The 16,874-nt window shown below is 55.5% G+C and carries 18 protein-coding genes; 14 read left to right on the top strand and 4 right to left on the bottom strand.

What is annotated here, in order from left to right:
• Positions 1-67: 67 nt before the first annotated feature.
• From BCM02_RS22055 to BCM02_RS22040, 4 genes are all read left to right on the top strand, one after another.
• A complete protein-coding gene (locus BCM02_RS22055) occupies positions 68-799 on the top strand; it encodes a hypothetical protein (RefSeq protein ID WP_148931291.1) in 732 nt (243 codons plus the stop codon).
• Positions 800-865: 66 nt separating this feature from the next.
• The gene (locus tag BCM02_RS22050) at positions 866-1,981 is read left to right on the top strand and encodes an aminopeptidase (protein ID WP_148931290.1); all 1,116 of its coding nucleotides are present in this window, start codon (positions 866-868) and stop codon (positions 1,979-1,981) included.
• Positions 1,982-2,069: 88 nt separating this feature from the next.
• Entirely contained in the window at positions 2,070-2,312 is a 243-nt protein-coding gene (locus BCM02_RS22045; protein ID WP_148931289.1) for an HPr family phosphocarrier protein, read from the top strand.
• Between the two features lie 137 nt (positions 2,313-2,449).
• Positions 2,450-2,737 (top strand): Fpa/YlaN family protein, encoded by a 288-nt coding sequence (locus tag BCM02_RS22040; RefSeq protein ID WP_148931288.1) that lies wholly within the window; start codon positions 2,450-2,452, stop codon positions 2,735-2,737.
• Between the two features lie 119 nt (positions 2,738-2,856).
• On the opposite strand, the gene cax is transcribed toward BCM02_RS22040, so the two are convergent.
• The gene (gene cax / locus BCM02_RS22035) at positions 2,857-3,918 is read right to left on the bottom strand and encodes a calcium/proton exchanger (RefSeq protein WP_148931287.1); all 1,062 of its coding nucleotides are present in this window, start codon (positions 3,916-3,918) and stop codon (positions 2,857-2,859) included.
• Between the two features lie 155 nt (positions 3,919-4,073).
• Here cax and BCM02_RS22030 point away from each other — a divergent pair, with 155 nt between their 5' ends.
• Positions 4,074-4,451, top strand: a complete 378-nt coding sequence (locus BCM02_RS22030; RefSeq protein WP_148931286.1) for an Asp23/Gls24 family envelope stress response protein — start codon at positions 4,074-4,076, stop codon at positions 4,449-4,451.
• 26 nt (positions 4,452-4,477) lie between these two features.
• Here BCM02_RS22030 and ftsW read toward each other — a convergent pair whose 3' ends face one another.
• Together ftsW and BCM02_RS22020 are read right to left on the bottom strand one after the other, a co-directional pair.
• Positions 4,478-5,695: a putative lipid II flippase FtsW gene (gene ftsW / locus BCM02_RS22025; RefSeq protein ID WP_148931285.1), complete on the bottom strand. Its 1,218-nt coding sequence runs from the start codon at positions 5,693-5,695 to the stop codon at positions 4,478-4,480.
• 15 nt (positions 5,696-5,710) lie between these two features.
• The gene (locus BCM02_RS22020; RefSeq protein ID WP_148931284.1) at positions 5,711-6,055 is read right to left on the bottom strand and encodes a YugN family protein; all 345 of its coding nucleotides are present in this window, start codon (positions 6,053-6,055) and stop codon (positions 5,711-5,713) included.
• 246 nt (positions 6,056-6,301) lie between these two features.
• Here BCM02_RS22020 and BCM02_RS22015 point away from each other — a divergent pair, with 246 nt between their 5' ends.
• The 9 genes from BCM02_RS22015 to BCM02_RS21975 all read left to right on the top strand — a co-directional run bounded on the left by BCM02_RS22015 (position 6,302) and on the right by BCM02_RS21975 (position 14,944).
• Positions 6,302-7,492 (top strand): M20 metallopeptidase family protein, encoded by a 1,191-nt coding sequence (locus BCM02_RS22015; RefSeq protein ID WP_148931283.1) that lies wholly within the window; start codon positions 6,302-6,304, stop codon positions 7,490-7,492.
• A gap of 98 nt (positions 7,493-7,590) precedes the next feature.
• Positions 7,591-8,031 (top strand): CBS domain-containing protein, encoded by a 441-nt coding sequence (locus tag BCM02_RS22010; RefSeq protein WP_148931282.1) that lies wholly within the window; start codon positions 7,591-7,593, stop codon positions 8,029-8,031.
• 150 nt (positions 8,032-8,181) lie between these two features.
• Positions 8,182-9,900, top strand: coding sequence for a DNA repair helicase XPB (locus BCM02_RS22005; RefSeq protein WP_148931281.1), 1,719 nt, complete (start codon positions 8,182-8,184; stop codon positions 9,898-9,900).
• Between the two features lie 2 nt (positions 9,901-9,902).
• Complete coding sequence (locus BCM02_RS22000; protein WP_148931280.1) at positions 9,903-11,528, top strand: helicase-associated domain-containing protein; 1,626 nt, start codon at positions 9,903-9,905, stop codon at positions 11,526-11,528.
• 136 nt (positions 11,529-11,664) lie between these two features.
• Positions 11,665-12,171, top strand: a complete 507-nt coding sequence (locus BCM02_RS21995; RefSeq protein WP_246183499.1) for a YlbF/YmcA family competence regulator — start codon at positions 11,665-11,667, stop codon at positions 12,169-12,171.
• Between the two features lie 24 nt (positions 12,172-12,195).
• On the top strand, positions 12,196-12,462 hold the full coding sequence (locus BCM02_RS21990; RefSeq protein ID WP_148931279.1) for a YlbG family protein: 267 nt from the start codon (positions 12,196-12,198) through the stop codon (positions 12,460-12,462).
• Positions 12,463-12,658: 196 nt separating this feature from the next.
• Positions 12,659-13,096 (top strand): hypothetical protein, encoded by a 438-nt coding sequence (locus BCM02_RS21985; RefSeq protein WP_148931278.1) that lies wholly within the window; start codon positions 12,659-12,661, stop codon positions 13,094-13,096.
• Positions 13,097-13,190: 94 nt separating this feature from the next.
• Positions 13,191-14,102: a selenium metabolism-associated LysR family transcriptional regulator gene (locus BCM02_RS21980; protein WP_148931277.1), complete on the top strand. Its 912-nt coding sequence runs from the start codon at positions 13,191-13,193 to the stop codon at positions 14,100-14,102.
• Positions 14,093-14,944, top strand: coding sequence for a PHP domain-containing protein (locus BCM02_RS21975; RefSeq protein WP_148931276.1), 852 nt, complete (start codon positions 14,093-14,095; stop codon positions 14,942-14,944). Before BCM02_RS21980 ends, BCM02_RS21975 begins: the two co-directional genes overlap by 10 nt.
• A 108-nt stretch (positions 14,945-15,052) precedes the next feature.
• Here the strand turns inward: BCM02_RS21975 and BCM02_RS21970 are convergent, their stop codons facing one another.
• Positions 15,053-16,855, bottom strand: a complete 1,803-nt coding sequence (locus tag BCM02_RS21970; protein ID WP_148931275.1) for an Rqc2 family fibronectin-binding protein — start codon at positions 16,853-16,855, stop codon at positions 15,053-15,055.
• Positions 16,856-16,874: the final 19 nt, after the last annotated feature.

Below are 16,874 nucleotides of genomic sequence, written 5' to 3'. Positions count from 1 at the left end.
TTCCCGCATAAGGAACCACCTGGATACAGACGCTATGTGCGATCAGTCATTCGACAGGAAAGGTTCGATGCGTATGAGGGATAGCCGAAAATATGTCGCGGCGGCGATCGGTATTTGGCTTGCGGCGCTCTTGCTGCCGGCTTGCGGCGAGCGGCCGCTTGTGGAGAAGGAACCGAAGGAATTGCTGCGTTTATCCGTGTCGGGATTGTCCGGCATCGACGCATACCGCTTCAGCGGTCAAAGCGGGATGAAGACCGGAGAACGCGTGACGGATATCGTTCGCTTCGGTGGGAAGGTCGAACACCACGATCAGATTCGGCTGGAAGCGTCTTCGGTTAAACAAGTCGAGCAGTATACGGTACGCGACCCTATGGCTTATCTCAGCCAAGTCCAAGCGGAAGCGAGAAGGACGGAGGTGAAGCAGGCGGAGTCCGACGCGCGATCCACGATGCTTGTCATGTATGCGGATTCGGAGTTAGCGCGCAAACGGTGGGTACGCACGCTCAAGGCCGCTTTCGATGACGCGATCCGCTCGGGAGTACGCCGATTGGACGGCCCCCGCGGAGGAAGTACGCTGCCGCCGAAGACCGAAGAGGAGATTCGCGTCTTGCGCAGGCAGATGAACGAGATGCTGCAGTCGCTGTCCGTCGAAACGACTTACCGGCTCGTTATTGACCGCAAGAAGCTGCTGCCGGGGAAGTTAACGGAGGATACGGTGCTTCATTATAAGCGAGAAGGCAGGACCTATTCGGAATCGCGCCAGCTCACGATGGAGATCAAGCCGGACCTGCGCAGGTAAGTGCATCCGGCATTCAAACGTGATAGGATATAGGAGTTAAATTGTTGGATAAGGATGTGGACTTCTATGCGCGACAGCCGTTTACAGGTACTCGCATCGAACCTGGCCGGGTACTCCATTGACGTACAGCCGGGTGACAATGTATTGATTGATATGATCGGCTCGGAGCGTGAGCTCGCGAAGTTGCTTATCGAAGAAGTAGCGAAGCGAGGCGGTCGGCCATTCGTGGAGACGAGCGATCGCTCTGTTCTCCGCACGCTGCTGAAGCACGCGACGAAAGAACAAATCGAATTGTGGGCATCCTTCGACCTGAAGCGGATGGAGAACATGCAAGCATATATCGCGATCCGTTCAGGCGACAATGCCAACGAACTCTCCGACGTGCCGGGCGAGAATATGATGCTTTATGAGAAGCTTTACCGTCACCCGGTACATTCGGAGCAGCGCGTCAAACACACGAAGTGGGTCGTACTCCGTTATCCGAATGCATCGATGGCGCAGCTCGCTAATATGAGTACCGAGGCGTTCGAGGATTTCTATTTTGACGTGTGCAACCTGGATTACGCCAAGATGGACAAAGCGATGGACCCGCTTGCAGAACTCATGTCCAAGACCGATAAGGTTCGCATCGTTGCGCCGGGCACGGATCTTACCTTCTCGATCAACGGCATTGGCGCGAAGAAATGCTCCGGCCACCGAAATATCCCGGACGGCGAAGTATTCAGCTGCCCGGTTCGGGACAGCGTGCAGGGAACGATTACATATAATGCGCCATCCGTCTACTCCGGCGTTACGTTCGAGAACGTCTCCTTCACCTTTGAGAATGGCAGAATCGTGAAGGCGACGGCGAACGATACGGCCAAGTTGAACGAAATTCTGGACACCGACGAAGGCGCGCGCTATATCGGGGAATTCAGCCTCGGCTTCAATCCGCATATCCTGCATCCGATGAAGGATATCCTGTTCGACGAGAAGATCGCGGGCAGCCTGCATTTTACGCCAGGCCAAGCGTACGAAGAAACGGATAACGGCAATCGTTCGGCCGTCCACTGGGACCTGGTGCTCATCCAACGGTCGGACTACGGCGGCGGAGAGGTCTACTTTGACGATCGACTCATCCGCAAGGACGGTATCTTCGTCGTTCCGGAGCTAGAAGGGCTGAATCCGGAAAATTTGAAGTAATTGCAGGGCCCTCTTGAACGGAATCCAGAATAAGGGTATAGTGAAAGAAAGCGTTTGAATTTTAGTATCTAATCATGGAGGGATTCGCATGTCCAATAATGCAGCGATCGTAGACATTTCCCAAACGGCTAATAAATTCCGGTCATCCATCGTACTTCAAGCTGAGAATAAGTATATCGATGTGAAGAGCATCCTCGGTTTGTTCACGACTTTGGTTGGCAACCATGCATATGAACTTCATGTTCACGGTCCGGACGCAGATGAAGCGAAAGGCGCAATGGCCGAAGTGTTCGCGAAGCATAACCTGAACGTAACGGTCGTCTCGGAATAATCAATTCGCCAGATTGCGGCGCTCGGCAGAACTACTGCCGGGCGCTTTGTTTGTTTTGTCCTTGTGCAAAAGGTACTTTTTGTTTAATATAAAAGATATAGAAGACGGCGAGCAATACATGCACAAGGGGGAGTACGATGTCTTCATCCGAGGTAATTATCCATTTGAACCAAAAAGCGCTCAATCTCCTTCAGGAAGATGCCTATAAAATCGAAAAGCTGATTGAAGTCCAGATGGAAAACTTGGCGACGCGCAAATGTCCGTTGTACGAGGAAGTATTGGACACCCAGATGTACGGGTTTTCGCGCGAAGTTGATTTTGCGGTTCGCGCCGGCTTGGTAGGGGAAGCGGAAGGAAAAGAAATTATCAGCAAGCTCGAGCGGAATTTGGCGGTGCTGTACGAGGCGCTGAACAATAAAGGGTAGTTCTTGACGTGTAGAGTACTGCGAGTTCATCAGCTGCAGTACTCTTGTCGCAAGGACTGCCTTTTTTATTTGATACGCAAAAAGCCGTTCCATATCGGAACGGCTTTAAATTTCTAGGCTTAGACCAAATAGAAGGCAAAGCCAAGGATGACGTAAACGAACAGCAGCAGCGCGCCTTCGTACCAATTCGTCCGTCCATCCCGCGAGATCGAGGTCGCGATGAATACGGCGACGCCAATGGCGGCCAGTTCGATTGTCGTGAAGACGAGGTCCATCGTCTCCCCGAACAGCATGCTGACGAAGACGAGAACGGGTGCGACGAACAAAGCAATCTGAAGACTGCTGCCCACGGCAATTTCGACGGCCGCGCCGATTTTGTTTTTCATCGCGAGTAAGATGGCGGCGCTGTGTTCGGCCGCGTTGCCGACGATCGCGATCAGGAAGGCACCGACGAAGATGGCGGAGAGGCTGAACCGTTCGCTGAACGAATCCAGCGTATGCACGAGCCATTCGCTGACGAGCGCGGTCATGGCGGTGGCGACGACGAGGAAGACAATCGACATGGTTTTGGACCAAGCTGGTTCTTCGCCGTGATCCGGCGTCGTCACTTCTTCGTCCGCCAAGATGGATTTATGCGTAATCATCGAGAAGATAAGCCACAGGATATACGCGATGATCAGAATGGCTGCGATCGAGATACTCAACGTTCGGTCTTGATCGATCGTGAAATGCTCGGCGGATACGAAGATCGCCGGAATGAACAAGGCGATGACCGCCAAAATCATGAGCGAGGAGTTATGCCCGGCCAATTGGACGTTAAACGTCTGTTCCTTGTATTTCAGACCGCCAAGCAAGACGCTAAGTCCTAGGACGAGCAGCAAGTTGCCGATAATCGAGCCGGTGATACTAGCTTTGACCATCTCGAATTCGCCTGCGCGAACAAGGAAAATCGCGATGATCAGTTCGGCGGCGTTGCCGAATGTCGCATTCAGGAATCCGCCAAGCCGTTGGCCGGCGTAATGGGCCACGCTCTCCGTCGCTTTGCCGAGGAAGCCGGCTACGAACAAGATGGCGAGCGCGGACAGAATAAACTCGGGAATCGTTCCCCAATGTCCATAGTGGCTCACCCCGCTAAGGAGGAATAGAACAATCAGCGCCGTGAAAAACAATTTTTGGTTCATAATCGAACCCCCCGTTCCAGTTTTAGGGAAACCTTTTTAAACTATAACCAAAATCGATTTGCATGTAAACTCTTCCATTTCAGCCGCTCGCCGCTTGCTTAAGGCTCCCTTATTCCATTACAATGGTAACATAAGGCGAAAGAGGAGTGTGTGGCATGACAGAGGATCTTCAGACGGGCATTATTCGTATTTCAGATGACGTAGTCGCCACCATCGCGGGACTTGCAGCGCTGGAAACACCGGGTATCGCCGCTATGTCGGGCGGGATCTCCGAAGGGCTTGCCAAACGGATAAGCGGAAAGAACGTGCAGAAGGGCGTATCCGTAGAAGTTGGCCAGTTGGAAGCGGCGATCGATCTGCGTATTATTGTGCAATACGGCATTCCTATTCATGAAGTGTGCCGCGTCTTGCAAGACAACGTTCGCGAAGCGGTGGAGAACATGACCGGATTGAATGTCGTGGAAGTGAACGTGAAAGTCGATGGCGTCGCGTTCAAAGACGACGAGCTCGACGAATTGAATCGGGTCAAATAAGCGAACAAACGAAGAAACCTCCGATCCTATAAAGGACGGAGGTTTCTTCGTTGCGGATTGGAATCGGTTGTGCGCGACTTTTTGGTCGTACGCGTTGTCTGCCGATCCGGCTTGTTATGGTCGCGCGAAATGCTAAGCAGCACGCCCATCGATATCAACGTGACAAGGAGAGACGATCCCCCGTGACTAATGAATGGCAGCGTAACCCCGGTGAGCGGCATCGCGCCGGTAACGCCGCCGATATTAACGATGGCCTGAATCGCAATCAAGCTCACGATGCCAACGCCAACGATCGTACCGTAGGAATCTTGACAGCGTACCGCCACGATGAGACCGCGCCAAATGAATAGCAGGTAGACGATTAGGAACAGCGTGCTTCCGATAAAGCCGAACTCCTCGGCAATGATGGAGAAGATAAAATCGCTGTAGGCATAAGGCAAATACGTGAGCTTCTGCACGCTATGGCCGAATCCGGTTCCCGTCACCCCTCCGTGTCCCAATGCTTGCAGGGAACGCGAGAGATGAAACGTCGTATACTGCTCGTCGGATGTCGGGTCGAGGAACGCGGTGAAACGGTCGATTCGATATTGCCATCCTTCGGGGTTGCTCATCATCGAAATACTGACGACGACCGCAACGAATAGCGAGATGATCGTCAAGGCGAATATTAGCTGTCTTAGGTTTGCTCCGCCGGCCACGATGATAAGCAACGAAGTACCCGCTATTACGATACATCCGCCTAAGTCGGGCTGCAGCATAATTAAGCCGCATATCGCGCCGACGATAATGAAAATCGGAAAGAGGCCTTTTTTGAGATCCCGAATCTTCTCGCCCTTCTTGGCGATCAGCGCCCCTAAATATAAAATAAGCCCCAGCTTGATAAATTCCGTCGGCTGTACCCCGAGTCCGCCGATGCCGAACCAGCTGCGCGCGCCATTGCGTATTTCGCCGATACCGGGAATCGCGACCAAAATCAACATGATGAACGCCGGAATGAAATAAAGCAGGAAGCCTTTCTTAAAGGCGATATAGGGGATATTCATGATGAACAGCATCATGAACGTGCCAAGAACAGCCCATAAGAACTGCATCTTCACGAAATAGAAGGGGTCGTTATAGTTGATCAGTGCCATGTTCGAGCTTGCGCTGAATACCATAACCAGCCCAAACCCGACGAGCAGGAGGATGAGGACGAGAAGCAAAAAATCCGGCCTGCCGCGCAGGCCGTTCGTTTTTGTCTTCATAATGTTGTCTCGCGACTAGGCAAGGAGCTTCTTCAGTTCTTGCAAACGCTGCGTAGCCGCGTTAAGAATCTGTTGAGGCACCGGAGATTCGTATTCCAGGCCGTGCGGGAAAGTAGCTCGTCCGATGTAGACGGATTCCAGCTGAAGTACGGCATGCGCCGATTCCAATTTGCCTTCGATCGCGCGCGTGCTGATCCGCAGATAGTACTCGGCGTGGTTCGCGCGGTCTTCCAGCTTCAAGTCGTATGTAGCGCGATAATATTCCCATTGCCAACGGACAAACCCGACTTTCTCCGCGGATTCATCAAGGTGAGCAAGGTCGCTAGTCAGGCCGTTAAGTCCTGTATTCTCGATAATCATGGATGATCCTCCTTAAAGTTAAGCCAAGAGCGCAGTGAAGCGTTTTCCGGCTTCAGGGCAGGTTTCTTTATCCATGATAGTATGTTTCCTTTTCCAGTGCAAGCCTTGCGCCAACGCTCGAAATAGGGCAAAAGTGACAGTTTAACGAAAAATGGAACGCCGATCGCCCAAAACAACTTTCGAGAGCGAACGGGCATCTGGTACAATAGAGGACAAACGAAAGACAGGGCGAGGAGGTTTGTAGGCATGAGCGAAGTTAATCCCGTGGAGGAATATCTGCAAACCGTCTATCCCCGTATTGTCGCGTGGCGCCGTTACCTGCATCGCCATCCCGAGCTTTCCTTTCAAGAGAGCCGGACGTCGGCATGGATCGCGGAGCAGCTGCGGGCAATCGGTTGCGAATTCAAAGAAGGCGTCGGCGGTTACGGCATCGTGGCCGTGCTACGCGGCAAGCGGCAAGGGCCGGTAGTCGCGCTTCGGGCGGATATTGACGCCCTGCCGATTCAAGACGAGAAAACATGCGAGTATGCGTCGACCGTGCCCGGCATTATGCATGCTTGCGGACATGATGCCCATACGGCGACTATGTTAGGTATAGCTTCCTATTACGCGTCGCTGGACGGCGACTTCGAGGGCGAGCGGAGACTGTTGTTCCAACCCGCGGAGGAAGTCACGCCAGGCGGCGCGCTGGATATGATTCGGGATGGGGCGTTGAATGGCGTGGATGCCATATACGGCGTACATCTGTGGACGCCGTTCCCGTACGGAACCGTCGCGACCCGCAGCGGCCCGTTCATGGCATCCGCGGACGAATTCGATATCGAGCTTGTCGGCCGAGGCGGGCATGGCGGACTTCCGCACGAGACGGTCGATACGGTCTTCGTCGGTTCGGCGCTTGTCCAGGCGCTGCAGTCGATCGTCAGCCGCAACGTCAATCCGCTAGAACCGGCCGTCGTGACCGTTGGTTCCATACAAGCCGGTACGACCGCAAACGTCATCGCGGAGCGCTGCCACTTGAAGGGGACGGTCCGCAGTTTTACGGAAGAGGCGCGCTATGGCATCCGCAAGCGTCTGGAAGAAGTGGTGGCTCGCACGGCCGAGCTGTATGGCGCGAAGTCGGAGATGGATTATCGGATGGGCTATCCGCCGGTCGTGAACAACGAAGAAGAGACGCGGCGGTTTTTCCGCGTTGCGCACGAGCAATTCGGCGAGGAGGCCGTTCGGGAGTCTTCATTAATTATGGCCGGCGAGGATTTCGCGTATTACGTGAAGGAGACCAAAGGCTGTTTCATGTTCGTTGGCGCCGGCAACGAAGAGGCAGGCGCAACGTTCCCCCACCACCATCCGAGATTCAACGTGGACGAAAGAGCCATGCTCGTATCCGCCCGACTCATGATCGCGATGGCGGAAGACTTCGCGGGCTCCAAGCCAGCTTAAAACTCCCACCGCCCGTCGATGCATGGCGAATGCCCGCCCGGTTCAAGCTAACGTTCGGGGCAGAAGCATGCCACCTGCTGACGAGGGGGACCATCGCAATGAAGAAAGTACGGGAGATCATGTCCAAAGACGTCGTGACCGCGACGACCCAAGATAATATTTTCGAACTGGCCACGATTATGAAAAATCACGATATCGGCTTCGTGCCGGTCGTCGAAGGCGAGAAGCTGATCGGGGTCGTGACCGACCGTGACCTGGTCATCCGCGGATATGCGGCCAAACATTCCGGCTCGACGGCCGTTTCCGAAGTGATCACGACGGACATTCGCTCCATTCAGCCGGACATCTCCGTGGATGAAGCCGCCAAAATTATGGCAACCAGTCAGATCCGCAGGCTGCCCGTCGTCGAGAACGGCAATCTGCTCGGCATCGTGTCGATCGGCGATTTGGCGGTTCGCGAAATTTTCGTGAACGAAGCGGGCGAGGCGCTAAGCAGCATATCGGAGCAGCAGCACCGCGAACCGGCGAGTATACGGTAACGATTCCTTGTGAATGAGTAAGCGCGCTAAATGAACGCATGCCGAGACGGCATGCGTTTTTTATGCTTCTAAAAGGAATAAAACCGGACGGTTCATTTCATACTGACTAGAAAAGATGGAGCGAATGTGCCCATAAGGAGTGGATGAAACGTGCTGAAGCGCGAAGACCGGCCTTTTATCGTGCAATCGGATTCGACGGTTCTGCTGGACGAGCGGCACCGCGACGCCGAGGCCGCCCGCCAATCGTTATCCCGGTTTGCGGATTTGACCAAAAGACCGGGCCACGTCCATACATACCGAATTACGCCCTTGTCCCTTTGGAACGCGGCGGTAGCCGGCATGTCGGCCGATGAAGTCATCGGCGAGCTTGGCCGCTATAACTGTTACGAGCTTCCGCAAAAAGTAACGTCGCATATCCGCACGTTGATGGGACGATACGGCCAACTGAAACTCATCCGCGGCGAAGATGGCCTTCTGCGTCTGCGCGGAGAGGAAAAACTGATGGAGCAGCTAATGGCAATCCCCTATCTGGCAGGAATGCTGAACGAATCCGGCGATGGGGAGCGCATAGCGAGTCCGGAAATGCGCGGCGCGCTTAAACAAGAACTGACGAGGATCGGCTATCCGGTCATCGATCTGGCGGGATATAGGCACGGCGAATCCTTAAACGTGCAGATGCGGGAGGTGACGCGAGGGGGCAAAGCGTTCGGGCTGCGGGACTACCAGAAGCGGGCCGTGGACATGTTCTACTGCGAGGAGCGAATGGACGGCGGCAGCGGCGTGCTCGTGCTGCCGTGCGGCGCAGGCAAGACGCTGATCGGCATCGGGGCGTTGAGCCGCCTGCATTGCGACACCCTCATCCTGACTTCCAACGTTACCTCCGTCAAGCAATGGCGGCAGGAGTTGCTGGACAAGACGACGCTCGGGGACGAGCACATCGGCGAATACGCGGGGAAGGCGAAAGAAGTAAAGCCGGTCACGATCGCCACGTACCAAATTTTGACGCACCGCAAGCAGAAAACCGATGAATTCGAGCATATGCGACTTTTTAACGAGCGGAACTGGGGACTGATTATATACGACGAAGTGCATCTCCTGCCCGCTCCCGTCTTCCGCATGACGGCGGACCTCCAGGCGACGCGGAGGCTTGGACTAACCGCAACGCTCGTCCGCGAGGATGGAAGGGAGACCGACGTGTTCTCGCTGATCGGTCCGAAGCGATACGACATGCCGTGGAAAGCGCTCGAGGAGCAGCGGTGGATCGCGGAGGTTACTTGCTCGGAAATCCGGCTCCCGCTCCCCGATGGAGAGCGATCTACCTACGAGGAGGCGGCCGGCGTGGAGAAGCTTCGAATCGCGGCGGAGAACAAGGCGAAGACGGAAGCCGTCTCAAGGCTGCTTGAGCGGCACCGGGGCAAACCCGCGCTGGTAATCGGTCAATACTTGCGCCAGCTGCACGAGATCGGCGAGAGGCTGAACGCGCCCGTTCTAAGCGGCGAGCTGCCGCATGCCGAACGCGAAAGGCTGTATGCCGGCTTCAAATCGGGAGATATTCCGGTGCTCGTCGTCTCCAAGGTCGCCAATTTCGCGGTGGATCTTCCAGATGCCGCCGTAGCCATACAAGTATCGGGGAGCTATGGCTCCAGACAAGAGGAAGCGCAGCGGATCGGACGTATTTTGCGGCCGAAGACGGGCGAGAATGCCGCTTGGTTCTATACCTTGGTGACCGATGGAACGAAAGAAACGCAATTCGCGCGCCGGCGGCAGTTGTTCCTCTTGGAGCAAGGGTACCAATACGAGGTGACGAAGTGGGAGAAGCCGCTCTTGGGCACGGCAGGCGGCGAGTTGGAAGGAATGGGAGCGAATTGAAGGTGGACGAAACAAGGAAACGCATCGAATGTTTGAGTCCGAACGGAAGACAGACGCTGCAATCCCTTATGAAGCAATTCGGCATGCTGCCGTTTCGCGACGAGCAGCTGCTTCGTCATGTCCATCCGGGCTGTTCCGGGGCGGAATATCGCCTTGGCTTGATCGAACTGGAGCTGGCCGGACTGCTGAAGAGTTATCGCAAGGGCTGGGGAGACAAGGTGTTTATGATGCCGGGGGCTCAATTCCGGCGTTGTTGGAGGGAGGTGTACCCGACTTTGCACCCGATCGCCGTGGACGAGAGCACGCTGCAATTCAGTCTGGACGCCATCGAAGAAGAATCGCCTCTGCCGCTGGGAGAACGACTGATGCACGGCGTGGCGGAACTTGTGAATTGCGGGCTTGCGCAAACGTCCAAGGGCAGTTGGCCGAAACGCACGATCGAGAAGGTAGTCCGGGCGCTCGCCATGAAGGAGTATGACCTTGCGCAGCTCAAACTGGCCGCCCGCGAACCGAGTTGCCCGCTCCCATATGCGTTGTTTCTTGATTTTGCCTTGCATGAAGGGTGGCTCGTGCTTGAAGGTCGAGATTGTCGGTTAGAAACGCGCCGATTGCTTTCATGGTTGAATCAAACGCAAGCGAAACGGGAATCCGCCCTAGTCGCCTTTTGGACGGATCAATATGCGGCTGCAGTACCTTCGCTTGCCAATGCGGCTGCTTTTGTCTTCGGCTGGCCTGCCTTGCAATGGTGTTCGCCGGCACACCTCGAGGAACGGTTCGCGATGGCGATATTCGACTGGTGCCGCCTGATGACTAGCCTGGGCTGGATGGAGAAGGCGGTAACTTTAGGCGGTCAACATGTCTACAGATGGGTCGTTGACTTGGGCGAAGCTACGAGCGATTCGGCCGGACCGCCGTACGCGCAAATCGCGCCCGACGGAGATGTGTTTGTTCCTCGGGAAGGCCCGCAGTACGCGGCTTTCGGTTTGGAGTTGATTGCAAGGCGCGTGTCGTCGGACGTCGTCGGCGTCTACCGGCTAGAGGCGGATCCGCTCCGAAAGGCGGCGGAATCGGGCATATCGGGCGAGCGGATTTTTACCTTTCTAAACCAAATCAACGGCGAAGCAGTCCCGCTTGCGCTGGTCATGGCCATCGAGGGTTGGATGAGCGAAGGTTCGGGGGAAATGCGCGAAACGGCAAAGTCGCGTACATTCGATGCTCTGCTCTCGAAGAACGAGAACAAAGAATGTCCGGCGCCGGCTGCGCCCGAAGACAGACCGGTCGTGCTTCCGCATGATACTAAAGAGATGACGGAGCTCAGACCTTCCGATCCGGCGGCCCTTTTCCAGGGACTCGACAGCGTGCCGGTCACATGGCGAAGCCAGATGAGGCAATATCATCCTTCGACGCGCAGGGAACTGGTGGAACGCGCTTTAATTTGGCGTACGGCGGTTAAGCTTAATATAAGAGGGCAAGCCGTGCCGTTCATTCCGGACAAGCTCGTCGAAGACGAGGAGGGATGGCGCGTTACCGGCGATCTCAGCTTGGACGGCCAAGTGGAACGAACGCTGCTCGCGCCCCATATGTGGGACGAAATGATGCTCGTTATCCCGGAGTTTACCAAATATTGAGGCCGGTAGTGCTTCCTCTCATGATCGGTCATATGGTATGATGATAGAAGTTTATCGTATTGTAAACCTGCGATAACGTTCGATTGTTCCGGCCCGTTCCGAGGCCGGCGGCAACGAGGAAGGGAGTGGGCGGGAAATGCAAGCAATGTCAACGGATGAGCATGCGCAGCTGGCATGGAGCGAGCCATTCTACGACGCCGATCACCGCGTAGAAGCATACGACATGGGTCGAATGATGCTTGATGCATACGAGCTTGGCGATATGATTAACCAATCGGCCGAAATGGCCGAATATTTATATTTGAAAACGTTGGTCGAGCAAGACGAGCAGATTCAACGCGAAATGAAGCGTTTTGCGAAAGCGAAGGAAGCTTTCGAGGAGACGGAGCGTTTCGGCCGGTTTCATCCGGATTTTCACGCCGCCAAAGATAAGGTGAAGTCGATTCAGCGAGAGCTGGACGCCATTCCGAGCGTGAGCCGGTTCAAGGCTGCCGAGAAGGCGTTGGACGAGCTGCTTCATGAGGTGGCCACCCAATTAGCCGGCTCGATCTCGGAGACGATCAAGGTGCCGGGCAACGAGAAGGCCGGCGGCGGCTGCGGTAGCGGCGGGTCGTGCGGCTGTGGCTCGGGAGGCTGCGGTTAACGCGGGGAACATGGGGGGAAGAGAATGCAGTTTTCAGAGCGAGTCGGTTATATCGTATGGGTTAGCGATTTGAAAGCTGCCCGTACGCTCGAGAAATACGGTAGCGTCCATTATATGTCCCGCAAGATGCATTACGTGGTCATGTACATGAACGCCGACCGAGCGGATGAAACCGTCCGCAACATGCAGCGCCTATCCTTCGTCAGAAGGATTGAACGTTCGTATCGCAATGAAATTAAGACCGAATATACGCAAGGCGTACCGGACAAGACCCGGTTTTACAGCCTGTAAGCCCGATAGCGGCTCTTATTGATAGACTTCCGCTGCCTCTTTAGGAAGCGGAAGTCTATTTTTCCTCATCAATCCATATTATTACAATATTGGTTTAACTTTATTTTTGAGTTGAAATCTTGGACAGGCATGATAAAATGAAATCGTGTATAAATATAGATAATAAGGCCTGCTTCTTAAGGAGGGGTGGATCGCGATGAAAGATAAGATGACGGAAAGATGGAGCACGTACGAACCTTTTCACGTCGTTCTCGGCGACAAGAAAGTTGCAGATATTGTCATCACGAACCATGCCAAGAGCCGTTGGGCCGACCGTGTTGAGAGCGAGAAGACGGGATTCGAGGACATTGCCGGCTTTTTATGGCAGTGCTTGAAACAAGGAAGAATCGAGCCGTATTACCGAAACGAGCAGGATGTATATTTAATTGATGATGATCTGGTATTCGTCGCGGAATTCACCACGTTGGAGAAGGAGACGGACATTGCCGGCAACCCGCTGCATAAGATGATCGTCGTGACGTTCCTCGGACGGATGTCCGAGACGATCGAACTGCGGGATCTCAAATCCTATTATTCGTGGCTTCGCCATTCTAGAAGAATGACGCTGATCAAGAATAGCCGAAAACGGAAATAACGGACAAGCATGCGTTAGGATCGTGACGCATGCTTTTTTACTTTTCGGTCAGCCTGTATAATGGAGGGCATAGATAGGAAGGAAGGTAGCATCGATGGCCCTTAATTTTCACCAGCTGCATATATTCTATACCGTCGCCGAACGGGGGAGCTTCTCCGCAGCCGCTCAGGCGCTGCACATGACTCAGCCGGCCGTCACGATGCAGGTTCAATCGCTGGAAGACTATTTCGGCACGAAGCTGCTTCAGCGGTCGACCAAGAGGATCGATCTGACGGAAGCCGGCCGCGCACTGATGCCTTTCGCCTTGCGGAGCATTGAGCTGATCCGGGAAACCGACGCGCATATGTCCAAATTCACGAAACAGCTGAAAGGCAGGTTGCAGCTAGGATCCAGCCTGACCATCGGCGAATATATCCTTCCGCGACTGCTGGGTCCTTTCGGCCAGGAGTTTCCGCATATTGCCATTAGCATGAAAGTCATGAATACGTCTCAAATTTTGGAAGATATTTTGGGGCACCAGTTGAATTTTGGACTGGTCGAAGCACCAGTCAACCATACGGATATCCATACGGAAGCTGTCATGAGCGACGAATTGCTGCTTGTCGTGGACAAATCGCATCCGTTGGCGCAGGCCGCGGAGGTGTCGATCGCCGACGCGATTGCATACCCGTTCGTACTTCGCGAACAAGGCTCCGGCACGCGTCTAGTCATGGAGGAGCAAATGCGCAGACACGATATCGATCCGTCCAAGTTGAAGATCGTCATGGAGCTGGGTAGTACCGGCGCGGTCAAATCTGCCGTCGAAGCAGGGCTCGGCGTTTCGTTTCTGTCTGCTTCTTCGGTCAAGCACGAGATCGCGCTCGGGTTGATCCACACGATTCCGCTCACGGATATGACGTTCAAGCGGCAATTTTATTCGATCTACTTGAAGTCGGCGTTGCTGCCGATCTCGGCCGTCACGTTCTTGACTTTCTTAAGAGAGAGGGATTTGAAGCAATGGCTGTAAACTTGGCGGATCTGCATACGCATACGACCGCATCGGACGGCTTGCAGCGTCCGGCGGACAATGTGCGAATGGCCAAAGCCGCAGGGCTGGCGGCTGTTGGCATAACGGACCATGACACGGTCGATGGCGTCGAGGAAGCCGTGAACGAAGGGGAGCGGCTTGGCATCGCGGTCGTCCCGGGCGTCGAGATCAGCACGTACGCCGGAGGCTGCGACATCCACATCCTCGGGTATTACACGGATTGGCGCAGCGACCGTTGGCGGGAGAAGCTCGGAACGCTGTTGAACGGCCGGAACAGGCGCAACGAGCTGATATTGGAGAAATTAGGCAAGCTGGGCATCGCGATCACGATGGCGGACGTGATGGCCGAGGCGCGCCGCGCGGGGAAAGACAGCGGGACGATCGGACGTCCCCATATCGCTGCGGTGCTCGTGGCTAGAGGCGCGGTCGGTTCCACGCAGGAAGCATTCGAGAAGTATTTGGCAGCGGGAGCTCAGGCATACGCGAGCGCTTCGCGCTTGTCGCCGTTCGAGGCATTGGAATGGATTCGGGAGGCGGGCGGCACGAGCGTGATTGCGCATCCCGGCCTCTATGGCAACGACTCGCTAGTGGAAGACATCATCCGCGCCGGGGCGGAAGGCATCGAAGCCTATCACTCCGATCACGCCCCCGAGGATGAAGCGAAGTACGTCAAGCTTGCGAGCCAGTACGGACTCATTGTTACGGGCGGCTCCGATTTCCACGGCGTTCGCGCCGGCGAGGACGTTTTCCATGGACCGATCGGCCACCGTACGGTGGATGCGGCCGTGCTAAAGCAGCTGAACCCGGCTTGGCGGGTCTAAGCGATTATGAGAATGCAGCGCGAAATAACAGCAAGACAAACAAGGCTTCCGCGCTCCCGAACAGGGAGACGGTAGCCTTGTTTGTCTTTGGGACAATCTAGGCGATGGCTACTTGGTCACGGACGGCCACGATTTGATGCGCTGCTCGTCCGGCGTAATGAACAACGTTTTCTGATGATCGTAAATGACAAAGCCGGGCTTGGCGCCGCTTGGCTTTTTGACGTAGCGAATCAGCGTATAATCGACCGGCACGAGGGAAGAAGAGCGGGCTTGGCTGTAATGCGCCGCGAGCATGGCCGCCTCTTCGAGCGTGGCGTTCCCGAATTCGGTGGCCCGAATGACGACGTGCGAACCCGGAATGTCTTTGGTATGCAGCCACGTTTCGTTCGGCCCCGCCGTCTTGTTCGTCAAAAAATCGTTCTGCGTATTATTCTTGCCGACGTAGATCGGAATGCCTTCGCTCGACGTGTAGCACAGCAGCGCCGGCTTGGCGTTCTTGCGCTTCTTGGCGCCGCGTTTGGCCCGGTCTCGCAAATAACCTTGCTCGACGAGTTCCTCGCGGATTTCGTCGATGTCCGCTAGCGACGCGCTCTCCAACTGCTGAAGCAAGGCGTCCAGGTAGACGATTTCTTCGCGCGCTTGTTGCATCTGAACGGCGACGGCTTCCAAGGAATTCTTATGCTTCGTATAACGTTTGAAGTAGCGCTGGGCATTCTCCGAAGGCGAAAGCTGCGGATCGAGCGCGATCGCGACGGGTTTTTGTTCTTCGTCGTAATAATTGATCACTTCGACCGACGCGTCCCCGCGCTGGAATTGGTGCATGTAAGTCGTTAGCAGCTCGCCGAGAATGCGGTATTTGTCCGCTCCGCTCGCCTCGACCAGCGTCTCCTGCAGCTTCTCGATCTTCTTGGCGTTCTTATTCCGCTCGTTCTGCAGGAAGCGAATCAAATCGGATACGCGCTGCTTCACCGTATCCCGCTCGGCTTTGTCTCCGTAATAGGCTTCCAGACAGCCGCTGATGGAATCGAACGTCTGCGCGTTGCCATGCGCAAGATGCGTGAGCGGCGCGACCGAGAAGACGGACTTGCGCGGCTGTCCGCTTTCGCCGGGCTCCACGATGTTCGGCGAATAGCGATGAGCGGCGAATTCGGCCATCATCGATTGGTAGACTGGCCACACGGCCTTGCCGCTCTCGGCGTCCGGCGCATCCGTCGCGCCAGACGCTCCGCCGCGATGCACAATCTCTCTGGCCAGCAGCGGACTCACCCCGCTGAATGCCGCGACGAGCAGCTGCTCCAAGTTCGAAGGCGGCTTCGGCGCCTCCTCATCATCCTTGGTTTGCGCCAACGGACGCTCTAGCGCGGCCAAGAAGGACGTCTCGTCCTGCACGGCGAACGGGTCGGTTTTCCCTTGCTCCGGCGGAGCGGTATACGCGGCCCCAGGCATGACGATCCGGTAGCTCGAGATGGCGGGCGTTACGTGATGGATGCCGTCATGGATCGTGCCGGTCGCATGATCAAGCAGGATAATGTTGCTGTGCCGGCCCATCAGCTCGACGACGATCGTCTTGAGCGCGATATCCCCGAGCTCGTCGCGCTGGCGCACGCGAATATGAATGATGCGTTCGGTGCCGATTTGCAGCACCTCTTCGATCTGGCCGCCTTCGCAATATTTGCGCAGCAGCATGCAGAACATCGGCGCTTCCAGCGGGTTCATGAACGATTGGTTGGTCCAGTGCATGCGCGGGTAGGTCGGATTGGCCGAGATCAGAAGCTTGCCCGGCGTCTGTCCGCCTCGTATTTGCATCACGAGGTCATGGTCGGTCGGTTGATGTATTTTATGAATGCGCGTGCCGACGAGCGTTTGCAGCTCGCGCACGACGGCACGTGTTACGATTCCGTCTAGTGCCATGGCGTTTGAATTCTCCTTT

The sequence above is a fragment of the Paenibacillus methanolicus genome (genome assembly GCF_008124765.1).
Lineage (GTDB): Bacteria > Bacillota > Bacilli > Paenibacillales > Paenibacillaceae > Paenibacillus_Z > Paenibacillus_Z methanolicus.
This window is presented reverse-complemented; position numbering and strand designations above follow the sequence as displayed.